Origin of the sequence: Pseudomonas sp. GL-RE-26 (assembly GCF_019956275.1) — a bacterium.
Taxonomy (GTDB): Bacteria; Pseudomonadota; Gammaproteobacteria; order Pseudomonadales; family Pseudomonadaceae; genus Aquipseudomonas; species Aquipseudomonas grandcourensis.
This window is the reverse complement of record NZ_JAHBDI010000033.1, coordinates 94085-117819: the sequence shown is the minus strand read 5'-3', so window position 1 is coordinate 117819 and position 23735 is coordinate 94085. Positions and strand designations below refer to the sequence as shown.

Annotated in this window: 20 protein-coding genes and 1 riboswitch; of the genes, 5 read left to right on the top strand and 15 right to left on the bottom strand. The window is 61.4% G+C overall.

The genetic code is table 11. The features are described 5' to 3' along the window. Positions 1-90 precede the first annotated feature (90 nt). From KGB07_RS19795 to motA, 3 genes are all read right to left on the bottom strand, one after another. Positions 91-360, bottom strand: coding sequence for a hypothetical protein (locus KGB07_RS19795; RefSeq protein ID WP_223466328.1), 270 nt, complete (start codon positions 358-360; stop codon positions 91-93). 411 nt (positions 361-771) lie between these two features. Beyond that, a complete protein-coding gene (gene motB, locus KGB07_RS19790) occupies positions 772-1818 on the bottom strand; it encodes a flagellar motor protein MotB (protein WP_223466327.1) in 1047 nt (348 codons plus the stop codon). 3 nt (positions 1819-1821) lie between these two features. After that, positions 1822-2673: a flagellar motor stator protein MotA gene (gene motA / locus KGB07_RS19785; protein WP_046039800.1), complete on the bottom strand. Its 852-nt coding sequence runs from the start codon at positions 2671-2673 to the stop codon at positions 1822-1824. A gap of 167 nt (positions 2674-2840) precedes the next feature. Here motA and KGB07_RS19780 point away from each other — a divergent pair, with 167 nt between their 5' ends. Genes KGB07_RS19780 through asd form a run of 3 tightly spaced genes read left to right on the top strand, consistent with a single transcriptional unit; the run spans position 2841 to position 6115 of the window. Next, positions 2841-4379 carry an HDOD domain-containing protein gene (locus tag KGB07_RS19780; RefSeq protein ID WP_223466325.1) on the top strand — a complete coding sequence of 513 codons (1539 nt, stop codon included), beginning with the start codon at positions 2841-2843 and terminating at the stop codon, positions 4377-4379. Between the two features lie 41 nt (positions 4380-4420). Continuing rightward, the gene (gene rhdA, locus KGB07_RS19775; protein ID WP_046039798.1) at positions 4421-5236 is read left to right on the top strand and encodes a thiosulfate sulfurtransferase; all 816 of its coding nucleotides are present in this window, start codon (positions 4421-4423) and stop codon (positions 5234-5236) included. Positions 5237-5254: 18 nt separating this feature from the next. Continuing rightward, on the top strand, positions 5255-6115 hold the full coding sequence (gene asd / locus KGB07_RS19770) for an archaetidylserine decarboxylase (RefSeq protein WP_223466323.1): 861 nt from the start codon (positions 5255-5257) through the stop codon (positions 6113-6115). Positions 6116-6237: 122 nt separating this feature from the next. Here asd and serB read toward each other — a convergent pair whose 3' ends face one another. Beyond that, positions 6238-7452, bottom strand: a complete 1215-nt coding sequence (serB, locus tag KGB07_RS19765; RefSeq protein ID WP_046039796.1) for a phosphoserine phosphatase SerB — start codon at positions 7450-7452, stop codon at positions 6238-6240. A gap of 135 nt (positions 7453-7587) precedes the next feature. Between serB and KGB07_RS19760 the strand changes: the two genes are divergently transcribed. Next, positions 7588-9111, top strand: a complete 1524-nt coding sequence (locus KGB07_RS19760; protein ID WP_046039795.1) for an AhpA/YtjB family protein — start codon at positions 7588-7590, stop codon at positions 9109-9111. 251 nt (positions 9112-9362) lie between these two features. Here KGB07_RS19760 and KGB07_RS19755 read toward each other — a convergent pair whose 3' ends face one another. From KGB07_RS19755 to KGB07_RS19715, 9 genes are all read right to left on the bottom strand, one after another. After that, positions 9363-10076 carry a membrane integrity-associated transporter subunit PqiC gene (locus KGB07_RS19755; protein ID WP_046039793.1) on the bottom strand — a complete coding sequence of 238 codons (714 nt, stop codon included), beginning with the start codon at positions 10074-10076 and terminating at the stop codon, positions 9363-9365. A gap of 443 nt (positions 10077-10519) precedes the next feature. Continuing rightward, positions 10520-12787: a DNA topoisomerase IV subunit A gene (gene parC, locus KGB07_RS19750; protein ID WP_046039792.1), complete on the bottom strand. Its 2268-nt coding sequence runs from the start codon at positions 12785-12787 to the stop codon at positions 10520-10522. 7 nt (positions 12788-12794) lie between these two features. Next, positions 12795-13319 (bottom strand): TIGR02281 family clan AA aspartic protease, encoded by a 525-nt coding sequence (locus KGB07_RS19745; protein WP_046039790.1) that lies wholly within the window; start codon positions 13317-13319, stop codon positions 12795-12797. Then, positions 13316-14305, bottom strand: coding sequence for an esterase-like activity of phytase family protein (locus tag KGB07_RS19740; protein WP_046039789.1), 990 nt, complete (start codon positions 14303-14305; stop codon positions 13316-13318). Before KGB07_RS19740 ends, KGB07_RS19745 begins: the two co-directional genes overlap by 4 nt. Beyond that, entirely contained in the window at positions 14305-16209 is a 1905-nt protein-coding gene (parE, locus tag KGB07_RS19735; protein ID WP_046039788.1) for a DNA topoisomerase IV subunit B, read from the bottom strand. Before parE ends, KGB07_RS19740 begins: the two co-directional genes overlap by 1 nt. A 49-nt stretch (positions 16210-16258) precedes the next feature. Next, on the bottom strand, positions 16259-16867 hold the full coding sequence (locus KGB07_RS19730; protein WP_046039786.1) for a YqiA/YcfP family alpha/beta fold hydrolase: 609 nt from the start codon (positions 16865-16867) through the stop codon (positions 16259-16261). A gap of 164 nt (positions 16868-17031) precedes the next feature. Then, on the bottom strand, positions 17032-17847 hold the full coding sequence (gene cpdA / locus KGB07_RS19725) for a 3',5'-cyclic-AMP phosphodiesterase (RefSeq protein WP_046039783.1): 816 nt from the start codon (positions 17845-17847) through the stop codon (positions 17032-17034). Between the two features lie 112 nt (positions 17848-17959). Beyond that, positions 17960-18412, bottom strand: a complete 453-nt coding sequence (locus KGB07_RS19720) for a DUF1249 domain-containing protein (RefSeq protein ID WP_007977461.1) — start codon at positions 18410-18412, stop codon at positions 17960-17962. Next, a complete protein-coding gene (locus KGB07_RS19715; protein ID WP_008016925.1) occupies positions 18403-19020 on the bottom strand; it encodes an NUDIX domain-containing protein in 618 nt (205 codons plus the stop codon). Before KGB07_RS19715 ends, KGB07_RS19720 begins: the two co-directional genes overlap by 10 nt. 225 nt (positions 19021-19245) lie before the next feature. Between KGB07_RS19715 and KGB07_RS19710 the strand changes: the two genes are divergently transcribed. Continuing rightward, entirely contained in the window at positions 19246-19992 is a 747-nt protein-coding gene (locus KGB07_RS19710) for an RsiV family protein (protein WP_223466321.1), read from the top strand. On the opposite strand, the gene cytX is transcribed toward KGB07_RS19710, so the two are convergent. Both cytX and thiC read right to left on the bottom strand, forming a co-directional pair. Beyond that, positions 19961-21253: a putative hydroxymethylpyrimidine transporter CytX gene (gene cytX, locus KGB07_RS19705; protein ID WP_046039777.1), complete on the bottom strand. Its 1293-nt coding sequence runs from the start codon at positions 21251-21253 to the stop codon at positions 19961-19963. The two genes, KGB07_RS19710 and cytX, sit on opposite strands and share 32 nt — an antisense overlap. Positions 21254-21468: 215 nt before the next feature. Next, complete coding sequence (gene thiC / locus KGB07_RS19700; protein WP_046039775.1) at positions 21469-23358, bottom strand: phosphomethylpyrimidine synthase ThiC; 1890 nt, start codon at positions 23356-23358, stop codon at positions 21469-21471. A gap of 165 nt (positions 23359-23523) precedes the next feature. Then, positions 23524-23629: riboswitch (TPP riboswitch) on the bottom strand. Positions 23630-23735 lie beyond the last annotated feature (106 nt).

Sequence of the window (23735 nt, the reverse complement as noted above, 5' to 3'; positions counted from 1 at the left end):
AAGTGACCCCTTCTCCTTTTTAGCCGGTATCTACGCGGGCAACCCCAGCCCACAAACAAAAAAGCTGCGAACAACTCGGCGCTCTGATTCTCAGCGTACGGCTTTTTCCAGCTGCCAACCCAGCGTTTCCAAAGCGTCACAGCCATCCTGGATCAACATGTGTGCAGCGTTGGCGAAATGCTCCAGGTCATGCCCTTCGGCGTCTTTGACGCATAGACAGGTGACGCTGTTAAGTAGGTTGCGCGCAGCTTTGATTCGATGCACGGCGGTTTCAAGAAGATCGGAAGTGCGGGCTTCGGTGTCGATGTATAGCGTCGGGCCGACGCTGAAGTTGCCTTGGAGCGGGTGGTATCTGGACATGGCTGGATTCTCATCTGATAGGTGGAACTCCCACCCCTTTCGCGGCTAAACGAATTGGGGTGGTAGCTGTACGCGGGTTAGCCGACCGGACAGATGAACCCGGCACACCCGGAGGTGTCCCACGCACAGCCACCATAGACATATAGATGCCAGGCAGCAAAAAGCGCCGCGATTATACGGGCGCTTGTGCGTCATCTGTTACGACCGGCTAAGGTCGATCACCGATTCGTCGGCGACAGGCGAACTGTACCGAGGCCCCAAGCGAAGTAAAACCCGGTTTACGGGTCTCAGCCCCGTCCTACACAATTCTCGGACCAAACCTCATTCCTTGAGTTTTCTCGCAATGCAGCGGATCTGAATTCATTCTTACAAGCACAAAAAAGCCGACATCGCTGTCGGCTTTTTTGTGGGTCACTGCTTGGGCGGTTCAGCCGGTTTGGCTGGCTCGCCCGGTTTCGGTGCCGGGTCGTCGAACAGGTTTAGACGCTCGCGCAGTTCGTGGGCCGGCAGCGGTTCCTTGTCCGCCGGCAACGCGTTCGGGTCGGCCGGTGCAGCCGGTGCGGCCCCCGGAACAGCCGAACCTTGCGGCGCATCAGGAGCAGGCTCCGCCCCTTGCGAACCTTCGATCGCACGCTGGGCTTTCTTGGTCAGCACCACGATGTCAATACGGCGGTTCACCGGGTTGAACGGATGCTCGCGATCGAACAGCGCCGACGAGGCATAGCCGACCACACGCGCCACCTGAGCATCCGGATAACTGCCCGCCACCAGCGCACGCCGTGCGGCGTTGGCACGGTTGGCCGAAAGCTCCCAGTTACCGAAGTCACCGGTGCCGGAGTATGGCTTGGCATCGGTGTGGCCGCTGATGCTGATCTTGTTCGGCACCGCCTTGATGGTGTCTGCCATAGCCAGCAGGATGTCTTCGAAATACGGCTTCAAGCGAGCTGAGCCAGAGTCGAACATCGGGCGGTTTTCCGCGTCCATGATCTGGATACGCAGGCCGTCCGGCGTGATTTCGAACAGGATCTGATCCTTGAACTTCTGCATCTGCGGGTTTTCTTCGACCTTGTTCTGCAGTTCTTGCAGCAACAGTTCGAGGCGCTCTTTTTCGACCTGCTCGGCCATGCCTTCGACCTGATCGGTATCGACGGTGACCTTGTCCGGCTGCGGCTGGGACTTCACCTCGGGGTTGAGGGTGTTTTCCGGCGCCAGGGTCGGCGTGCCGCCCAGATCGATGATGTAGGGCGTGCCGCTTTCGGAAAAGCCGATCGGGTCCTTGAAGTAACCGGCGATGGCAATCTTCTGTTCCGGCGTGGCGGTGGACAGCAGCCACAACACCAGGAAGAACGCCATCATCGCCGTGGCGAAGTCGGCGAAGGCGATTTTCCAGGCGCCCCCGTGGTGCCCGCCGGCGATGCGCTTGACGCGCTTGATGATTATCGGCTGGTTATTTTCCATGGCTTAACGACCGCGAACCGCTTGTTCCAGCTCGGCGAAGCTTGGACGGTGCGCCGGGTACAGGACCTTGCGCCCGAACTCCACGGCCAGCGATGGCGGCATGCCGGAAGCCGAAGCCACCAGCGAGGCCTTGATGGCTTCGTAGACGTTCAGCTCTTCCTTGGCATCGTGGGCCAGGGAATGGGCCAGCGGGCCGAAGAAGCCGTAGGCGGCGAGAATACCGAAGAAGGTACCCACCAGTGCCGCACCCACGTGCAGGCCGATGGACTTCTGGTCGCCTTCACCCAGCGAGGCCATGGTCACCACGATCCCCAGTACCGCCGCGACGATACCGAAACCAGGCATGGCGTCGGCGATGCCGTTGACCGCGTGGGATGGGTGTTCGAGGTCTTCCTTGAGGCTGAACAGTTCCATGTCGAACAGGCCTTCCAGCTCGTGGGGAGCCATATTGCCGGAGGACATGATGCGCAGGTAATCGCAGATGAACGCAGTCATGCGCTCGTCCTTTAGCACCGTCGGGTACTTGGCGAAGATCGGGCTCGCGGCGGCATCTTCGATGTCACCTTCGATGGCCATCATGCCTTCGCGGCGGCTCTTGTTGAGGATCTCGTAGATCAGGCCCAGCACTTCAAGGTAGAAGGCGTGGTTGAAACGCGAACTGAACATGCCCAGGGACTTCTTGAGCACGTGCATCGTCATGTAGCCGGGGTTGGCCTGCAAGAAGGCGCCGAGGGCCGCACCGCCGATGATCATGACCTCGAAAGGCTGGATCAGGGCGGCAATCTTGCCGTGGGAAAGCACGTATCCGCCGAGCACGCTCGCGAATACGACGATGATGCCGATAATTTTAGCCATAGGTTAGGAGAGCACTTACTGAGTCGGGTTCAAGGTCATATTCGGAAGTTAAAAAATCTCTTCTTCTACTTATCGGCAAAACTGCGCCAGACTATAGCCAGTTCAGGCGAAAAGCTAATTTGACCCCTTGCGGGCATAGGTAATGTTGACGATGATCGCCTCCCACCATGGTTAACGAAACGAACGTCCCAACCCCGAAACCGACCACTCTCGAAGGCTGGGTCAAGCTTCTCGATGGCGTGCGCCTGCCGGTTCCGCAAGCCAGCCACGACCTGGTTTGCAGGGCCATCCGCGACAATCGCAGCTCGCTGCGCGATATCGCCGACCTCATGCAAAGCAGCCCGGCCCTGGCCTTGAGCGTGATTCGCGAAGCCAACCGGCACCCCCATGGCGGCATGGCCGAGCCTGCGGAAAACCTTGAGGTCGCGATCAATCGCCTCGGCCTGAAACGCACCGAAGAACTGCTCGCGCGCCTGCCCGCCGAACCCCAGTCCGAGATTCCCAAAGCCCTGCGTCAGTTGCAGATGATCAGCCAGCACGCCACGCAACAGGCCAACGGTTTTTTTGCCAGTCGCCTGGCGCGCCTGTGGCAGGACATCCACTGGGGCAGCCTGCTGTTTCTTTCGCCCCTGTGGCCACTGGCACTGACCCATCCAAAACTGCTCGAAGACTGGGAGCTGCGGGTCATCCATAAAGGCGAGTCGGCACACAAAGTCGAGCAGCAACTGTTTGGCGTACGCCTGCTGGACATCGGCCAGGCGCTGGTGGAGGCCTGGCGCTTGCCGATCTGGGTGCAGCAAGGCTATCGACTGCTGCTCACCGAGCAGCGGGAATTGGTGAAAGTGCTGCGCATTGCCCGTGACAGCGGGCATCCACTGCGCCAGCAGAACCGCCTCGATGACGATCCGACCCTTCGCCGCTGGCTCAATCAACCAGCCAATACGGTGCTGCTGGCCAACGGGCTGGCACTGTCGGCGCAACACGCCTGGGACAGCCCCCACAGTGAGCGCTGGCAGTACCTGACCAGCCTTTACCTGCAAATGCCGATGGACGAACTGCAGCAACAATTGCACCAGCAGGCCGCAAACAGCGCACGCCAACACGCCATGCCCGACCTCTGGCACCCCGCCGAGTCGCTGATCTGGCCATGGGGCATGACCCGTGTCCACGCAGGCTTGCTGCCGGCGGCGGCACCCACCGCCGAAGACCTGGCGAAGTGGCGCAAGCAATGCGCCGAATTACTGGTCGAGCCGAGTCGCTTCACCAACGCCATGCACTTGACCATCGCCGCCCGGGACGCCCTCGGGGCCTGCGGCATGCGCCGGGTGATGATCCTGATGGCCGACCGCACCCACGCCAACCTGCGCGTGCACCAGACGGCCGGGCTGCCGAAGGAGGCAGCCGGGTTGAATTTCGTGGTCAGCCAGAGCAACGTGTTGCAGCGCCTGCTCGCGCAGCAGGCCCAGGTGCGCCTGACGCCCGCCAACAACGCGCAATTCTCGGCCCTGTTGCCCAACAGCCTGCGTTCGCAGTTCAGCGGCGAACACTTGCTGCTGCGTTCGCTGGTCAACAATGGCCGGGTGATCATGATCGTCGTGGCGGATCAGGGCGGCGGGCCATTTTCGGAAATTTCCGTACAGGCCTTCGGTAAAACCGCACAGTGCATCGAAAAAGCCCTGCACAGCTTTAGCCACCGAGGCCAATAAGCTGCGTTACAATCCTCCCTTTTGTGCTCTGGAGACCTCACATGTCTGACTTCTCTGGCTTGCCGCTGGTGATCGAGCCGAGCGACTTGCTCCCTCGACTCGACGCCCGCGAACTGATTCTCGTGGACTTGACCAGTCCCGCCCGCTACGCCGAAGGGCACATTCCCGGCGCGCGCTTTGTCGATCCGAAACGCACGCAGCTCGGCCAGGCCCCCGCCCCGGGGCTGATGCCTCCGCAGGCAGCACTCGAAGCGCTGTTTGGTGAGCTGGGACACAACCCCGATGCGGTCTACGTGGTGTATGACGACGAAGGCGGCGGTTGGGCCGGGCGCTTCATCTGGCTGCTGGATGTCATCGGCCACAGCAAGTACCACTATATAGATGGCGGCCTGCCGGCCTGGCTGGCGGAAGGCTTGCCCATGTCGATCCAGATCCCGCCATCCGTGGGCGGCCCGGTTCCACTGACCTTGCACGACGAACCCACCGCCACCCGCGAATACCTGCAAAGCCGTCTCGGCGCCGCCGACCTGGCGATCTGGGATGCACGCGGGCCGCTGGAGTACTCCGGTGAGAAAGTCCTGGCAGCCAAGGGCGGGCACATTCCCGGCGCGGTCAATTTCGAATGGACCGCCGGCATGGATCAGACGCGCCAGCTGCGCATCCGCACCGACATGCCGCAGATTCTCGAACAACTCGGGATCAGCAAAGACAAAGAAGTGATTACCCACTGCCAGACACACCATCGCTCTGGCTTCACCTATCTGGTGGCCAAGGCTCTCGGTTATCCGCGGGTCAAGGGCTACGCCGGCTCCTGGGGCGAATGGGGCAACCATCCCGATACCCCGGTAGAAATTTAAGATTTTTAAGGACCGTTAATGAACAAGCGTCTGTTTCTCCTCGGCCAGTACCTGCTGCCCCACAACCTGCTCTCGCGACTGGCCGGCTGCATCGCCGAATGCCGCGTGCGCTGGTTCAAGAATGCCTTTACCGCCTGGTTCGCCAAGCGTTATCAGGTGGACATGTCCCTGGCGCTGGTCGAAGACCTGACCGCCTACGAGCACTTCAACGCCTTCTTCACCCGCGCCCTGAAAGACGGCGCCCGTCCGCTGGACGAAACCCCGGGCGCGATCCTCAGCCCGGCCGACGGCGCGATCAGCCAGCTCGGCCCGATCGAGCACGGCCGCGTGTTCCAGGCCAAGGGCCACAGCTTCAGCGTGCTGGAATTGTTGGGTGGCGACGCGGCAAACGCTGCGCCGTTCATGGGTGGCGACTTCGCGACCATCTACCTGTCGCCGAAGGACTACCACCGCGTGCACATGCCGCTGGCCGGCACCCTGCGCGAGATGGTCTACATCCCGGGTCGCCTGTTCTCGGTCAACCAGACCACCGCTGAAAACGTTCCGGAACTGTTCGCCCGCAACGAGCGCGTGGCGTGCATTTTCGACACCGAGCGCGGGCCGATGGCCGTGGTGCTGGTGGGCGCGATGATCGTTGCGTCGATTGAAACCGTCTGGGCCGGCCTGGTTACGCCGCCGAAACGCGAGCTGAAAACCTTCCGCTACGACGAAGCCGCGCGCGCGCCGATCCATCTGGAAAAAGGTGCGGAACTGGGACGCTTCAAGCTGGGTTCGACCGCCGTCGTGCTGTTCGGGCCGGATCAGGTTAAGTGGGCTGAAGAAATGACCGCCGGTACAGCGGTGCAGATGGGGCAGGGCATGGGCTCACCAAAAGCCTGACCTGTTCGCAAACCTGTAGGAGCGAGCCTGCTCGCGATGAGTGTAAGGGCGACGCGTGCATTCAGAATGCCCGCGTCATCGTTAACGTCCATCGCGAGCAGGCCTCGCTCCTACAGTTCGCTTTAGAGCTGGCCGTCGCGATCGCGGAAGCCCAGCAGGTACAGCACGCCATCCAGGCCCAAGGTGGAAATCGCCTGCTTGGCCGACTGCTTCACCAGCGGCTTGGCGCGGAACGCCACGCCCAACCCGGCAATCGCCAGCATCGGCAAGTCATTGGCACCATCGCCGACCGCAATGGTCTGCTCCAGGCGCAAGCCTTCCTTGTGTGCCAGTTCCTTCAGCAAATCCGCCTTGCGCTGCGCATCGACAATCGGCTCGACCGCCACGCCAGTGACTTTGCCGTCGACCACTTCCAGTTCGTTGGCGAACACGTAGTCGATACCCAGCTTGGCCTGCAATTGCTTGGCGAAGTAAGTGAAGCCGCCCGACAGAATCGCAGTCTTGTAGCCCAGGCGCTTGAGTTCGGCGAACAGGGTTTCGGCGCCTTCGGTCAGGCGCAGCGAGGCGCCGATGGAATCCAGCACATTGACGTCCAGACCTTTGAGCAAGGCCAGGCGCTCCTTGAAGCTGGCGCGGAAGTCCAGTTCACCTGCCATCGCCCGCTCGGTGATTTCCGACACTTTGTCGCCGACGCCGGCAGCCTTGGCCAGTTCATCGATCACTTCGGCTTCGATCAGGGTTGAGTCCATATCGAACACTGCCAGGCGACGGTTGCGACGGAACAGCGAATCTTCCTGGAAGGCGATGTCGACGTTCAGTTCCTGGGCGACGCTGAGGAATTCGGCACGCAGCGCCTGCGGATCAGCCGCTTCGCCACGCACGGAAAACTCGATGCAGCCCTTGCCCTTGTCGGCCGGGGTGTCCAGCGGCATGCGCCCGGACAGACGATCGATGTGATCGATGTTCAGGCCATATTTGGCGGTGATCGAGCTCACGGCCTGCAACTGCCCGGCTGTCACCTTGCGGGTCAACAGGGTCACGATGTGGCGCTTTTTGCCCTGGTTGCCGACCCACTGCTGGTAATCCACTTCGGACACTGGCGTGAAACGCACCTGTTGATCGAGCTCGTAACCCTTGAACAGGATGTCCTTGAGCACAGACTTGCCTTGCTCGGTGTCGGGAATTTCAACCAGGATGCCGAACGACAAGGTGTCGTGGATCACCGCCTGACCGATGTCGAGAATATTCACACCACCCTGGGCCAGAACGCCGGTAATGGCCGCAGTCAGACCCGGACGGTCGACTCCCGTGATGTTTATCAGGACGATTTCGCGCAAGGCGCACCCCCGCAGGTGGAAAAAAACCGCATTCTACCCACTTTCAGTGACCATCGGGCACCGTGAGCGCTTTGACGGCCTAGGGCCTGTCGCTATACTGCGCGTCAACTCCACGGACAAAAGAGCCGAGCTCAAGTGAACCGGCCTACGCCAGTAAAAACCGACAACTTCTTCCTGCTGATCTTCCGGGCACTGCGCCACCGCCGTGTACCGATTGCATTGCGCATCGCCAGCCATAACGTGATCCTGGTCGCCCTGGCCCTGGTCATCTATGCCGGTGTGATGGGCCTGCAGTTCAAGCAGGCCATGCACGAGCAGGCGGATGCGCTGGGCGAAAGCCTGACCACGCAGACGGCCACCTCGGCCACCGAGCTGCTGGTGTCCAACGACATCCTCAGCCTCAATGTGCTGCTCAATAACCTGACCAAGAACAAGCTGGTGGCCCACGCCGCCATCTACAGCCCGGACAACCGCATCCTCGCCGAGTCCGGCCAGCGTCCCAAGCATGGCCTGCTGGGCGAAGCCGAGGGCATGTACCAGAGCAAGATCACCTTCCAGGACGTGACTGCCGGGCAATTGCGCATCAGCCTGGACATGGACCAGTTCCAGCAACCGATGACCATCAGCCTGCAAAGCATGGGCATTCTGAGCGCCATCCTGCTGGCTTTGTCCCTGGCACTGAGCCTGCGCATGGGGCGTTATCTCTCCACGCCGCTGCTGCAATTGCGGGTGTGGCTGCGCAATATCGATGAATACACCCCGGCCACCGACCGCCAGGACGAAATCGGCGACCTGGCGCGTCAGCTGCACGCCAACTTCGCCCCGGAGCCCGCCCCTGTGCCGGAACCGGAACCGGAACCGGAATTCGACGACATGGATGACGAGGCCGACCCGGCCTTCGAAGTCCGTAACCTGCGCGATCCGAGTTTCGACGAGAGCCGCCCGGTAGCGGCGCTCAAGCCAGCCCCACGGCAGATCGTCAGCACCGTCGAAGATGACGATGATGAAGACCCGTTCGCCGATCTGCGCGACGAGTCGCTGGATAGCACCCCGCAACCGGTGATTCGCAAGGCCACACCGAGCGTGCCGCAACACAGCGCGGTGCTGGCGGTGCAACTGGGCTCTCAGGAGCAACTGCGACGCCTGCCGCGGGCGCGTCTTGAAGAACTGCTCGAACGCTATCGCGACTGCCTCGACCAGGCCGCGTCGCTGTATCAAGGCGAAGTGGAAACCTTGAACGATGGCAGCACGTTGATGCTGTTCCACACCGAAGACAGCGGCGACGACTACCTGACCAACGCCATTTGCTGTGGCGAGCTGCTGCGGGCCCTGGGCCACCAGTTGCAGATCGAAGTCGCGGACAGCGGCATCACCCTGCAATTGCAGCTGGGCCTGACACTGGGTGAGGAACTGTTCGGCCTGAGCCAGATCGACCTGCTGCTGACTGATCCCGCCCAGGACGCACTGGCCCTGTCGCAACACAGCCGCAACCTGCTGCTGGTGGAGCGCAAGATCAGTGACGACGCGTTGATCCGCCAACGCGCACGGATCCGCCCGATTGCCAGCCCTGAAGGTGCGTGCTGCGTGGAACGGTTGATGGAGCCGTATCCATCGATGCTTGAACGGCAATTGGCGCGGATGCACGAGCGTCGCGCTTAAGCCTTGACCCCGATGTGAAGACGCCCGCAGATGAGCGATCGTCTGCGGGCTTTTTTGTTGCCTGTCATGACGCCTTCGCGGGCAAGCCCGCTCCCACAGGGGACGTGGTCGTACACAAGATCTGTGTTCACAGAGATAATTCTGGGAGCGGGCTTGCCCGCGAAGAGGCCGGAACTGACACCAGATATCTCCAACCTGCAGAAACAACAAAGCCCGCATCAATGCGGGCTTTGTTTCAAATCCATCCAGGCTTAGAAGCGGAACACTTCCATATCCGTACGAATAGGCGCGGCCATCGGAATCTTCGGCTGTTTTTCCTGTTCTACCGCAGGTGCTGCCGCCTTGGCTGCCGGCTTGCGCGGGACTTCGGCGATCGGTGGCTGATTGGCCAGGGGCTTGAGCGCCACCGACAGTTGTTCGGCCAGGCGTTGCAACAACACACCCTGTGCCTGAACCTGAGCCGCCGTACTGCCGGCATGCTGCTCCTGCAAATGGATGATGCGGTTTTCGCGAACCTGCCCGCGACGGTCGATCAGGCGCCATTGCGCGTCGAGAATCGCCGGTTGTTTTTCACCTGAATCCAGGCGCGTGATGGTCAGCAGCACCTGAACGTCTGGGGTGAAGCCTACTGTCGCCGGGGCCAGCACTACGCGCTGGCTGTCCAGGCGACCTGCAACCTGACGCAGCAGCAGCTGATCGATATCCGACGAAAGGCTGCCAGCCCAACGACCGTCGGTCGAGGCTTGCAGGCTGCCATCCGGCTGGCGCTGCAACAGGGTTTCGCGTTGCAGGTAGTCGGCCACCGTGACCGGCCCCAACAATACCGCCATGCCCGCGTTCTGCGCAGGCTGAACCGGACTACCAGCGTCCAGCTGATACAGCGACACCGGTTGGTGAACGCTGCAACCCGCCAGGCCAAGAACGCCGGCGAGCAAAAGAATAAAAGGAAGGCGCAGAGCAGTCATCGTCCCATCCAGGTGGTTGCTAAAAGGCTGACCACAGTGAAAATACTCAACAAATATGAAGAACGCGCGGCAATGCCGGCGTTTGAAAGGCCATATCATCCGTGAATATGCGTTCCGACTCCAGCGCAAAGCGCCGAACTACGGGTTAATTCGTAGTTCGGCGCTTCCAGGGGGTGTTCTCGCCTGGTTTCACCACCGCGTTGTCGCCTTAAAGCGGGCCAGGCAAGGCGGAGGCCGCTGGTAATGGTTGTTCCCTTTCCAAGGCCTCCAACGCAGCCTGGCCCGCTTTAAGGCACAACCCGAAGGGCCGGACCTGCTGTTGTGCAGGGCTGTGTTGCTCGAAGCTTATTTGGAATGACCAAACCTCGCTTCTCGCGCCTTGCCCTGCTCAACAGCAGACCCGGCGCGGTGGTGAAACCAGTCGAGAACGCCCCCTAGGTCGCCTAATTGAGGTTTTCGACGAGCAGCGCATCTACCCGCTGGAAGCCACGCGGCAACTTATTGCCACGACGGCCACGTTCACCCTTGTAGTGTTCGAGGTCGTCCGCTTTCAGTGACAAGGTACGTTTCCCGGCCTGCAACACCAATGTTGCACCGTCCGGCAATACGGCGATGTCCGTCACATACTCTTCGCGACTGGCCACTCGCTCACCGGGAATCCCGATGATCTTGTTGCCTTTGCCCTTACCTAATTGTGGCAGGTCGCTGATCTTGAAGATCAGCAGGCGACCTTCGGTCGTCACCGACGCCAGCCAGTTCTGCTCACGATCGGCCACAGGGCGCGGCAGCATGACCTTGGCGTTGTTCGGCAGGCTCAGCAGGGCCTTGCCCGCCTTATTCTTGGCCTGCAGGTCTTCACCCTTGACCACGAAGCCGTAGCCGGCGTCGGAGGCAATCACATACAGCGCATCGTCTTCCGGCATCAGCACACATTCGAAACTCGCCCCTGGCGGCGGCGTCAGGCGACCGGTCAGCGGCTCGCCCTGGCCACGGGCCGACGGTAAGGTGTGGGCGGCCACCGAATAACTGCGGCCGGTGGAGTCGATAAACACGGCAAACTGGTTGGAGCGCCCGGCTGCCAGCGCCCTGAAACCGTCCCCGGCCTTGTAGGAAAGCCCGGTGGCGTCGATCTCGTGGCCCTTGGCGGAGCGAATCCAGCCTTTTTCCGACAGCACGACCGTCACTTTCTCGTTCGGCAGTAGATCGTGCTCGGTCAGGGCCTTGGCTTCGGCGCGCTCGACGATAGGCGACCGACGGTCATCCCCGTAGGTTTCAGCGTCCTTGATCAGTTCGCTGCGCACCAGTTTTTTCAACTTGGTTTCGCTGCTCAGCAGGGCCTGCAGCTTGGCTTGTTCCTTGAGCAGTTCATCCTGCTCGGCACGCAGCTTCATCTCTTCCAGTCGCGCCAACTGACGCAGACGGGTGTCGAGGATATAGTCAGCCTGGATTTCGCTCAGGGCGAAACGCTCGATCAGCGCAGCTTTCGGATGCTCCTCGGTTCGGATGATGTGGATCACTTCATCCAGGTTGAGGTAGGCAATCAACAAACCATCCAACAGGTGCAGGCGACGCTCGACCTTGTCGAGGCGGAATTGCAGGCGACGACGCACGGTCTGCACCCGGAACTCCAGCCATTCGACCAGCAGCGCCCGCAGGTTTTTCAGCTGCGGCTTGCCGTCCAGGCCGATGATGTTGATGTTGACCCGGTAGCTCGACTCCAGCTCGGTGCTGGCGAACAGGTGCTGCATCAGCGCATCGTGGTCGAAGTTTTTCCGCGCACCCGGAATGATCACGATCCGGCACGGGTTTTCGTGGTCGGATTCGTCACGCAGGTCGGCAATTTGCGGCGCTTTGGACGGCTTGGCCTGCATCATCGCGGCGATCTGCTCCAGCACCTTGGCGCCCGAGACCTGATGCGGCAGCGAGGTGACGATGATGTCGCCGTCTTCGATGTGATACACGGCGCGCATGCGCACCGAACCACGACCGGTTTCGTAGATTTTCAGCAGGTCGGCGCGCGGGGTGATGATTTCCGCTTCGGTCGGGTAGTCCGGGCCCTGGATGTGTTCACAGAGCTGCTCGACCGTGGCCTTCGGCTCGTCGAGCAAACGCACGCACGCCGTGGCGACTTCCCGCAGGTTGTGCGGCGGAACGTCGGTGGCCATGCCCACGGCGATACCCGTGGTGCCGTTGAGCAGGATGTTCGGCAGACGGGCCGGCAACACCAGTGGCTCGTCCAGCGTGCCGTCGAAGTTCGGGCCCCAGTCCGCCGTGCCCTGGCCCAGCTCGCTGAGCAGCACTTCGGAATAACGCGACAGCCGCGCTTCGGTATAACGCATGGCGGCGAAGGACTTGGGATCGTCCGGCGCACCCCAGTTGCCCTGGCCGTCGACCAGCGTGTAGCGATAGCTGAACGGCTGGGCCATCAGCACCATGGCTTCGTAGCAGGCCGAGTCGCCGTGGGGGTGGAACTTACCGAGCACGTCACCGACGGTACGCGCCGATTTCTTGTGCTTGGAATCGGCGTCCAGCCCCAACTCGCTCATCGCATAAATGATGCGACGCTGTACCGGTTTCAGGCCGTCGCCGATATGCGGCAGGGCACGGTCCATGATCACGTACATGGAGTAGTTGAGGTAGGCATTTTCGGTGAAGTCAGCCAGTGACCGGCGTTCTACACCGTCCAGGCTGAGATCAAGGGAGTCGCTCATGCGGGCCTCATCGGTTCGTTGTCTGGCGCAGCAGCATGGTGCCACCGCGCTGGGTAAATTCAAGTTTGTTCAGTGCGCTCATGCCGAGCAACACCTGATCGCCATGCAGCCCCGGGGCCACCAGTGCGCGTACATCCCGCAGCACGATGTCGCCCAGTTGCAGGCGCTCGATACGGGTGCGATAGCCCTGGCTCAGGCCATTGGCCGTGCTCAGGGTCACGCCGAATCCTTCTTCGAGCTTCAAACGCTTGGCCAGGTCCAGAGGGATCGATACATCGGTCGCCCCGGTATCGAGCATGAAGTCCACCGGCTGGCCGTTGATCTGGCCGCTGGCGACGAAATGCCCCTGCACATTGCTCACCAGTTTCACCTCGATGAAACCTTCGCCCTGCTCCGAACTGACTACCACATTCGGATTTTGCTGACGCGCTTCCCACTGGCCGAAAAAACGCGTGGCCAGAAACAGCGCCGCACACCAGGCCAGCACCATGAACACCCGGCCGATTCGCTGCCCCGGGCTTTGTTGCCTCATGGATTGGCACTCCAGCCACCGTCCGGTGCAGCGAAGCGCCAGACCACCGGGCGGACTTCGCCATCGGCGCGCGCGCCGAAGTTATTGTCAACGCCGATCCAGGCGCCATCGGCATCCACGATCAACGCTTCTTCCAACCCGTAATTCTGTGAATAACGACGGTTTTCCTGCAACAGCTCGTCGGCGTACGACCAGCAGCGCTCGACCTTGGCCGTCTGTGCATCACGGCGGCAGATCTGGAAGGCATTGCGTTCAAGGGTGAACAGCTTGCCGTTGAACAGCGACAGGTCAGAAAAATCCCGCGGGACAGGCTTGGCATGGGGAAACTGCTCGGGCTGCATTTCCATGCCCGCCTCGCTCAGCAGCACGCAACCACCGTCGCAATCCCACAACGTCTGCTGGCGCTTGATCATCAGCAGTCCCCGGCCTTGACGCTCGGCGGCGAGCCACATCTGATCCCCCGCCGGATTGATCACCAGCCCTTCGAACAGCGCATTGAATTGCAACAGCAGGCCTCTGGCCCGTGCTTCGCGAACCATCATTGGCGAAACTTTCAGCCAGGTGGCAGGCCCCGTTGGCGGCACTTGCAAGACAGCGGCATGGCCTTCGCTGACGATGTAGCGATTGCCGGCGCTGTCGCAGGTGATGCCTTCGAAGTCCAGATCACCGCCACGCACAAACGAAGCCCCCCAGACGCGAGCCTTCAGCCCCCAAGGCAAACCGCTGTCAGGCACCGTCGGTACGTCGATGTGCACCGTTTCGGCCTGCCATACGGATTCGCGGGTATCGAGGCGGTAGATCTGGTCATCATCACGGTCGGAAACCGTCCACAGGTCATTGCCGCACTGCGCCAGCCCGGACAGGTTGCCGCCGCGCATGCCTTCGACGGCATGCCCGGACAACAGGCGCAGCTGTGGCGCCGGCTCGGCAAATACCGTAATCGACGTCAGCAGCAACCCACAGGCCAGGGCAAAGCCCAGACGCATCAGCCCAGCACCTCGGCCAGGTTGCCCTTGGACTCCAGCCAGGTCTTGCGGTCACCGGCGCGTTTCTTCGCCAGCAGCATGTCCATCATTTCCGAGGTAGCCTCGAAATCTTCCAGGGTCAACTGCACCAGACGCCGAGTGTTCGGGTCCATGGTGGTCTCGCGCAACTGCGGCGGGTTCATTTCGCCCAGCCCCTTGAATCGGGTGACTTGCGGCTTGCCGCGCTTCTTCTCGGCCACCAGGCGATCGAGGATGCCATCGCGCTCGGCTTCATCGAGGGCGTAGTAGATCTCTTTGCCCAGGTCGATGCGGTACAACGGCGGCATCGCGACGTAGACGTGACCGGCATCCACCAACGGGCGGAAATGCTGGACGAACAAGGCGCACAGCAAAGTTGCGATGTGCAGACCGTCGGAGTCGGCGTCGGCGAGGATGCAGATCTTGCCGTAGCGCAGCTGGCTCATGTCCGCCGCGCCTGGATCGACGCCGATGGCCACGGCAATGTTGTGCACTTCCTGACTGGCGAGCACTTCGCTGCCGTCGACTTCCCAGGTGTTGAGGATCTTGCCGCGCAACGGCAGGATCGCCTGGAATTCCTTGTCCCGCGCCTGTTTGGCCGAGCCGCCAGCGGAATCACCTTCGACCAGGAACAGCTCGGAACGCATCGGGTCTTGCCCGGCACAATCGGCCAGCTTGCCCGGCAGCGCCGGGCCTTGGGTAATGCGTTTGCGCTCGACCTTCTTGCTGGCCTTGAGGCGACGACCGGCGTTGTTGATCGCCAGTTCCGCCAGCAGCATGCCGGTTTCCGGGTTGGCGTTGAGCCACAGGCTGAACGCATCCTTGACCACACCGGAGACGAACGCCGCCGCTTCACGAGAAGACAGGCGCTCCTTGGTCTGGCCGGAGAATTGCGGTTCCTGCATCTTCATCGACAGCACGAAGGCGATGCGCTCCCAGACGTCTTCCGGCGCCAGCTTCACACCACGCGGCAGCAGGCTGCGGAACTCGCAGAACTCGCGCATGGCGTCGAGCAGGCCTTGGCGCAAGCCGTTGACGTGGGTACCGCCCTGGGCGGTCGGGATCAGGTTGACGTAACTTTCCTGCACCGCATCGCCGCCTTCCGGCAGCCACAGCAGCGCCCAATCCACGGCTTCCTTGTTACCGGCAAAAGCGCCGCAGAACGGTTCGTTCGGCAGGCGCTCGAATTCGCTGACCGCATCCACCAGGTAGGAACGCAAGCCGTCTTCGTAATGCCATTCGACTTTCTCGCCGGTGGCCTTGTCTTCAAAGCTGACCAGCAAGCCCGGGCACAGAACGGCCTTGGCCTTGAGCACATGCTTGAGGCGGCTGATGGAGAATTTTGGGGAGTCGAAGTATTTCGGATCCGGCGCAAAGAACACGCTGGTGCCGGTGTTGCGCTTGCCGACCGTACCGATGATCTCCAGCTCGGTGGCCTTGTAGCCATCCTTGAAGGTCATCTGGTATTCGTTGCCGTCACGCTTTACCCGCACCCGCACTTCGGTGGACAAGGCGTTGACCACGGAAATACCCACCCCGTGCAGACCGCCGGAGAACTGGTAGTTCTTGTTGGAGAACTTGCCACCGGCATGCAGCTTGGTGAGGATCAACTCAACGCCCGAAACTCCTTCCTCGGGGTGAATGTCCACCGGCATGCCACGGCCGTCGTCGCTGACTTCTACGGAATGGTCGGCATGCAGGATCACCTGTACCGATGTGGCATGCCCGGCCAAGGCTTCGTCGACACTGTTGTCGATGACTTCCTGGGCAAGGTGGTTCGGCCGACTGGTGTCGGTGTACATGCCGGGGCGTTTGCGCACCGGGTCGAGGCCCGAGAGGACTTCGATGGCGTCTGCGTTATAAGAGCTAGCGCTGGGAGTGGCCATGGGGTCTCGTCGTCAGTGTTCGGTGAAAAAAGAATTCATGGGCTATCGCTCACAATGCGGTGAAATCGATTGCCTGATACAAATCGGCGCCAATGCCGGCAAAACTCAACATGGCCGGCAGTCGCGTGGCAAAACCCTGGAAACTGTGGTCGCCGCCGGCCTGGATACGCAAGGCGCATGCCCGGTAATACTGCTGGGCGAGGCGATAGTCCAGCGTTTCGTCAGCTGTCTGCAACCATACCTGATAACGCTGCGGTTCCTGGGGTGCCGGCACTTCCAGTTCGGCCAGGGCCGTCACGTGGTCGTGGGTCATTTCCCAGGTCTCTTCGGTATACAGGTTTTTCTGCGTCCCCAGAAAGCCGTCGAACATCCGGTGCGGGCTGACGGCAGGGTTGATCAACAGGGCTTTCAAGCCAAGGCGCTCAGCCAAGTGAGTGGCATAGTAGCCGCCGAGCGAGCTGCCGACCAGCAGTGGTCGCCCCAGCTCGGCGATCGCCTGTTCCAGCTGCTCGATAGCGCGGCGCGGGTGGTGGTGCAATGCCGGAACACGCAAGTGTTCGCTCAGGCCCAGTCGCTCCATCACGTCGATCAACTGGCAGGCCTTCTTCGACAACGGCGAGCTGTTGAAGCCGTGGATATAAAGGATCGAACCGGACATTTGAGCTCCCTGTGCGTCGGCTAAAGAGGCGGAGTTTACTGTAGGAGCGAGCTTGCTCGCGATGGTCGTCAACGATAACGGTGAAAACCTGGCGCCCTGCGGCGCTCTCAGGCTAATCGCGAGCAATCGAGCGTCGACCGGCTGCTCCTACAGGGGGGGGTGTTTCAGTAGCCGTTGGAACCGTAATCCACGGTGAAATCAAACCCGGTGACCCGCTCCACCCCGGTTTCCAGCCGCCCGTCGGGCAGCAACCGCAACCAGCGATAGCCCGGCGCCTGTTCCCCGACCTTGAAATCCTCGCTCCCCGGCTCGAACTGGATGCAGGTCGAGGGCGAGGCGATCAACCGCACACCATTGCGCATCTGGTCGACTTCCTGATGCACATGCCCCCACAACACTGCACGCACCTGTTCGAAACGGTCCAGCACGGCGAACAGCGCCTCGGGATTGCGCAAGCCAATCGGCTCCATCCATGCACAACCGATGGACACCGGGTGATGGTGGAAGCACACCAGATGATGGCGTTCCGGCGCTTCGCTCAACGAGCGGGCGAGCAACTGCAGCTGTTCATCCTGCAAATAACCCGGCACCGAGCCTGGCACCGCCGAATCGAGCAAGGTGACCCGCCAGTTGCCGATATCCACCACAGGTTCCAGCAAAGCGCTCTGCACCGCCGCCTCGGCCATGATCTGCGGCTCATCGTGATTGCCGGGAATCCAGCGCGCCGGCGCATCGAGCTGGCGCGTCATGTCGCGAAACAGCTGGTAGGACTCCAGCGTCCCGTCCTGGGACAGGTCACCTGTGGCCAGGATCAAGTCAATCCGCGGCTGTTGCGCGCGCACCAGTTCGATGACCTTTTGCAGGCTGTCGCGGGTGTTCATGCCCAGCAACACGCCGTCCGCTTCGGCAAACAGGTGGCTGTCGGAGATTTGCACCAGCAACGCCGGATCGGCGGTGGTCAATGTGGATACGCTCGGCAAGGCGTTCTCCCAGGGCGTGATCACGGGGATGGATAAGTGCCGCAATTATGCTGGGGGACGATCAAAAGGGGAAACCTGTGAACCTGACACAGTTCACAACTGCGCTTCACAACTAACGTACTACTTCGTACTCATGCCCCAGCGCCAGGCAATGGCTCAGCCATTCGCCCAGAAACATGTTCAGCTGGGCCTTTTCGTCCGGCTGGTGCATCGAGGCATTCGGGTAAGGATAGATGCCGCGAAAGCGTCGTGCATGTTCGGCGCTGACCACTTCGGCCATGCGCGCGTCGTGATAGACCTGCACTTCCAGTTGCGGCACCGGCAGCCAGGGCAGGCTGTGCTCCTGACGCACTTGCAGGGTCGTGGTGTAAGGACAGGTCAGCAGCACTTCCAGGGCCAGCACGCCGAGCATCTGGTCGCCATGGGTCACGGCGATGCGCCGCGCGGCAGGCTCGCTGCGCATGTCCGGCAGCAGTCGCATCAGGCGCGCGTAGTTCGCCTCGCAGGACGCTTGCAGCCCCACCAGGTCCACCCGATAGCGATCGCGCAGCTTGTTTACGACCATAACCCCCTCACTTCAACACGGTTCAAAGCCAGCCATTGCAAGGCAATGATGCTCGCCGCGTTGGCAATACGTCCGTCGCGCACGGCTTGCAGGGCATCTTCGAAAGCCCAGACCGTGACGCGAATATCTTCTGCCTCTTCCTCCAGCCCATGCAGGCCGCCAACCCCGGTGGTGTCACAACGCCCCAGGTACAAATGCACGAACTCGTTGCTGCCGCCCGGCGATGGAAAATATTTGAGCATCGGCCAGAGCGCCCCGATTACCAGCCCAGCTTCCTCCTGCGCCTCGCGGTGAGCAACTGCTTCCGGCACTTCATCCTTGTCGATCAGACCAGCGACCAGTTCGATCAGCCACGGGTTGTCGGTCTTGCCCATGGCACCGACGCGAAACTGCTCGATCAGCACCACTTCATCGCGCTGCGGGTCGTAAGGCAGCATGCAGACCGCGTCATGGCGAACGAACACTTCACGATTGATCTCGCGGCTCATGCCCCCGGCGAACAATTCGTGGCGCAAGTGCACGCGTTCGAGTTTGTAGAAGCCCTCGTAGCACTTTTCGCGCCGCACGATATCAACGGCGGTCGGAATGGCGTTGGCAAAATCCGTCATGACTATCCTCTTTTACTGCAAATCCTGTTCGAGGTTGCTTTTTTCCTGGGCCTCGACTTCGCGCCATCCTAACGCGCCCGTGACGTTTGATGCAGCCCCTTTCCCGTCAGCGGGATAGACGGTGAGGGCGAAACCCACTCTAATTAGCTTAGTGGCGAACTGACTGCTTTGTTGAGAGTCGAAGCCGGTAACTTTTTGCCTTCCCCTGTTTCAGAAAGGACGCTCATGTTGCTTTTCAAAATCGCCTCCGTGGCCGCTATCGCCCTGACCCTGGGCGCTTGCGCGAGCCTGTTCCAGCCCAACTACCGGACGCCGCTGGAAACCACCCGCGACGCCTCCGAGCAACTCAAGCCCGGTTGCAGCAACCCGGATTGCCCGCTGGTCAACATCGACACCCTGCACTTCCCGGACGAGCCTGCACTGGACGGCATCATCGAAAAACGCCTGCTGCAATTGACCCGTACCTCGCCTGACGCCCCCGTCGCGCCGACCCTGGCAGCCTATCGCGATGAGTTTTTGCGCACCGCCGGCCCGCGCAACAGCAGCTATCTGCAGGCAAAGGTACGCGAGCAGCATGACGGCTTGGTGATCGTCGAATTGTCCAGCTACCTGGACACTGGCGGTGCCCATGGCACCCCAGGTCGAGGTTTCATCAACTATTCGCGCCAGCAGCATAAAGTGTTGACGCTGTCGGACATGCTGGTGCCAGGGCAGGAAGACGCGTTCTGGAAAGCCGCGCAAGTGGCACACAACAGCTGGCTGATCAGCACCAAGCTCGATCAGGAACCGGAGTTCGTGAAGAGCTGGCCGTTCCAGAAAACCCAGAACGTGGCGCTGACCTACGGAGGGGTGATCCTCAAGTACGAAACCAGCACCATCGCGCCTTACGCGCTGGGCCATGTCGAACTGAAGATCCCCTACCCTCGCCTGAACGGCATCATCAAGCCCGAGCTGTTTCCCGGCCGTAACTGAAGGCCCGGCCCAGCACGAGCTGGAGCAACCCTGCCACTACCAGTGCCGGCAGGGTTGCACCGATGTCCGGATACAGGTTGGCCAACAAGTGATAGGTGCTGACCCCGCCCAGCCAGGCGAGCAGCGCCGGCCAGCGCAGTGCGGCCGAGGCCACCTGGGCGCTGCGCTTGCGCAGGATGAAGTGATCCACCAACACCACGCCGAACAACGGCGCAAACACCGAACCGATAAGCAACAGGAAGTTCTGGTACTGAGCCAATGGCGCCAGCAGGGCAATCAGCGTGCAGATAACGCCGATGGCCAGTGCCAGGTGCTCGACTTTGGCGCGCAGCAGAATCCCGCTGGACACCGCCGCCGAGTGAATATCGGCAAAGGCGTTTTCCGATTCATCCAGAAGAATCAGCAGCAGCGGAATCCCCAGGCCGGCACCGGCCAGCGCCAGCAGCAAGGCATTGACTTCACCGCTCGGCGCGAACGCCAGGGTGTAGGCCACGCCCAGGCTCATCAGCCAGAAATTACCGATGAAGAAACCGATGGCGGTGCCACCGAAGACGTTTTTCGCCCGTTTGCCGAAGCGCGAGTAGTCGGCGATCAGCGGCAACCACGAGAGCGGCATGGCAATGGCGATGTCGAACCCCACGGCGAACGGCATCGACCCGTCACCGGCCTGGGCCCACAACGCGGCCAGGTCAGCCTTGGCGAACAGGTTCCAGGTCAGCCAGGTGCACGCGGCCAGCAGCAGCCAGATGCCCCATTTGCGCAGGATCTGCCGCACGAAAGTCAGCGGACCGCTGACGGCCAGCAAGGTCGCCAGTGCGCCGAAGAACAGCGTCCACAGCACGGGATTGGACAGCAGGCTGCCTTCGCTGAAAGCCTTCGCGCCCAACAGGCTGGCGGCATCGCGCATGACGATGATTTCGAACGAACCCCAGCCGATCAGTTGCAGCAGGTTCAACACCGCCGGCAGGCTCGCGCCTTTGGCGCCTAAGCTGAGCTTGAGCGCGGCCATCGACGACAGGCCGGTGTCACTGCCGATCACCCCGACGGTGGCCAGCAGCAGAACGCCGACCAGGGTGCCGAGAAAAATTGCCAGCAACGATCCGGACAGGCCCAGGCCCGGCGCGAGCAATGCACCGGTCTGCAGGACCATCAGGCCGATGCCGAGGGAGAACCACAGGGAAAACAGGTCGCGGCCGCCGAAGACACGTTTGTCGGTCGGCACTGCGATATCGGGAGAATAAGTGCTGGGTTGAATGCTCAAGGGTGTTATCTCAGAGGGACATTTGTTGTTGTGTTGTTCACACACGCCCTTGTGGCGAGGGGGCTTGCCCCCGTTGGGGCTGCGAAGCAGCCCCAAAACAGACAACTGAATTCTGCCTGTGAGAACTCATCGCCGGATTTACGACCGCTTCGCGGCCGAACGGGGCGGTGCGGCGGCCCGACAAGCCCCCTCGCCACAGGGTTATCAGTGCCGAATCAAACTTTCTGGTACAGCTGACTGCCTTCCTGCTTGAAGCGCTCGGCCTGTTCGGCCATGCCCTGGGCGACGTCCACGTCGACCGCTTCGATCCGTTGGTTGGCCGCATACTCGCGGACTTCCTGGGTGATCTTCATCGAGCAGAATTTCGGCCCGCACATCGAGCAGAAGTGCGCGACCTTGGCCGAATCCTTCGGCAGGGTTTCGTCGTGATACGAACGCGCGGTGTCCGGATCGAGCCCCAGGTTGAACTGGTCTTCCCAACGGAACTCGAAACGCGCCTTGCTCAAGGCATTGTCGCGGATCTGTGCGCCCGGGTGCCCCTTCGCCAGATCGGCGGCATGCGCGGCGATCTTGTAGGTGATGATCCCGGTCTTCACGTCATCCTTGTTCGGCAGGCCCAAGTGCTCCTTCGGCGTCACGTAGCAGAGCATGGCGCAACCGAACCAGCCGATCATCGCCGCGCCGATACCGGAGGTGATGTGATCGTAGCCCGGCGCGATGTCGGTGGTCAGCGGGCCGAGGGTGTAGAACGGCGCCTCGTCGCAGCACTCCAGCTGCTTGTCCATGTTCTCTTTGATCAGCTGCATCGGCACGTGGCCCGGGCCTTCGATCATGCACTGCACGTCGTGCTTCCAGGCAATCTTGGTCAGCTCGCCGAGGGTCTCCAGTTCGCCGAACTGCGCTTCGTCGTTGGCGTCGGCAATCGAGCCCGGACGCAGGCCATCGCCCAGCGAGAAGCTGACGTCGTAGGCCTTCATGATTTCGCAGATGTCTTCGAAATGGGTGTAGAGGAAGTTCTCTTTGTGGTGCGCCAGGCACCACTTGGCCATGATCGAACCGCCACGGGAGACGATGCCGGTCACGCGCTTGGCGGTCATCGGCACGTAGCGCAGCAGCACGCCGGCGTGGATGGTGAAGTAGTCGACGCCCTGCTCGGCCTGCTCGATCAGCGTGTCGCGGAACAGCTCCCAGGTCAGGTCTTCGGCCGCGCCGCCGACTTTCTCCAGGGCCTGGTAGATCGGAACCGTACCGATCGGCACCGGCGAGTTGCGGATGATCCACTCGCGGGTTTCGTGGATGTGCTTGCCGGTGGACAGGTCCATGACCGTGTCCGAACCCCAGCGAATACCCCAGGTCAGTTTCGCCACTTCTTCTTCGATCGACGAACCCAGTGCGCTGTTGCCGATGTTGCCGTTGATCTTCACCAGGAAGTTACGGCCGATGATCATCGGTTCCAGTTCGGTGTGGTTGATGTTGGCCGGAATGATCGCGCGGCCACGGGCGATTTCGTCACGGACGAATTCGGGGGTGATGATTTTCGGCACACTGGCGCCGAAGCTGTGGCCGGCGTGTTGCTGGTCCAGCAGGCCGGCGGCGCGGGCCACTTCCAGCTTCATGTTTTCGCGGATGGCAACGTATTCCATCTCGGCGGTGATGATGCCTTGGCGCGCGTAGTGCATCTGGCTGACGTTGGCACCCGGCTTGGCGCGGCGCGGGTTGTTGACGTGGGCGAAGCGCAGCTTGGTCAGCTCCGGATCGGCAAGGCGCTCCTGGCCGAAATTCGAGCTCAGGCCGCTCAGGCGCTCGGTGTCGCCACGGGATTCGATCCACGGCGAACGCACGTCGGCCAGGCCTTTACGCACATCGATGATGACATTGGGGTCGGTGTACGGGCCCGAAGTGTCGTACACCACTACCGGTGCGTTGACCTCGCCACCGAAGTCGGTCGGCGTCACGTCCAGGCTGATTTCGCGCATCGGCACGAGGATGTCCGGGCGTGTGCCCTGAACATAGATTTTTTGCGAGCGGGTAAACGGCTGAACCGATTGCTGATCGACCTTGGCCGAGTCACTCAGGTTAGTGGCGATTTTTGCTTTTGTAGTCATCACGGGCTCTCCAGACACACATCCAGGCAGTGGATTTTTGTCGGAGCGAACCTGTAAACGAATGGACGCACGGGCGCTGGGAAGACCAGCTGTGCTGTGCTCAGTGCTCGAGGGGTGTTCGATTGTCGAACAACATCCCGGACGAAGCACAAGAGGACTCGCCGGGTGACGAGAAATCTTGTTCCCTACGCAGGCGCTAACCTGATCAGGTTCAACGGGATCCGAAATTATTCGATCTCAGCCTCATAGCAAGGCACCCCGACAAGAACCCGGCCAGTCTAGACACAACTGGCAAAGAACGCCAACCCCACTGCAAATACCGTGATGAATGGCGTAATTACACGCAGTATCAGGATTGTTGCCGCCCCAATGCACAA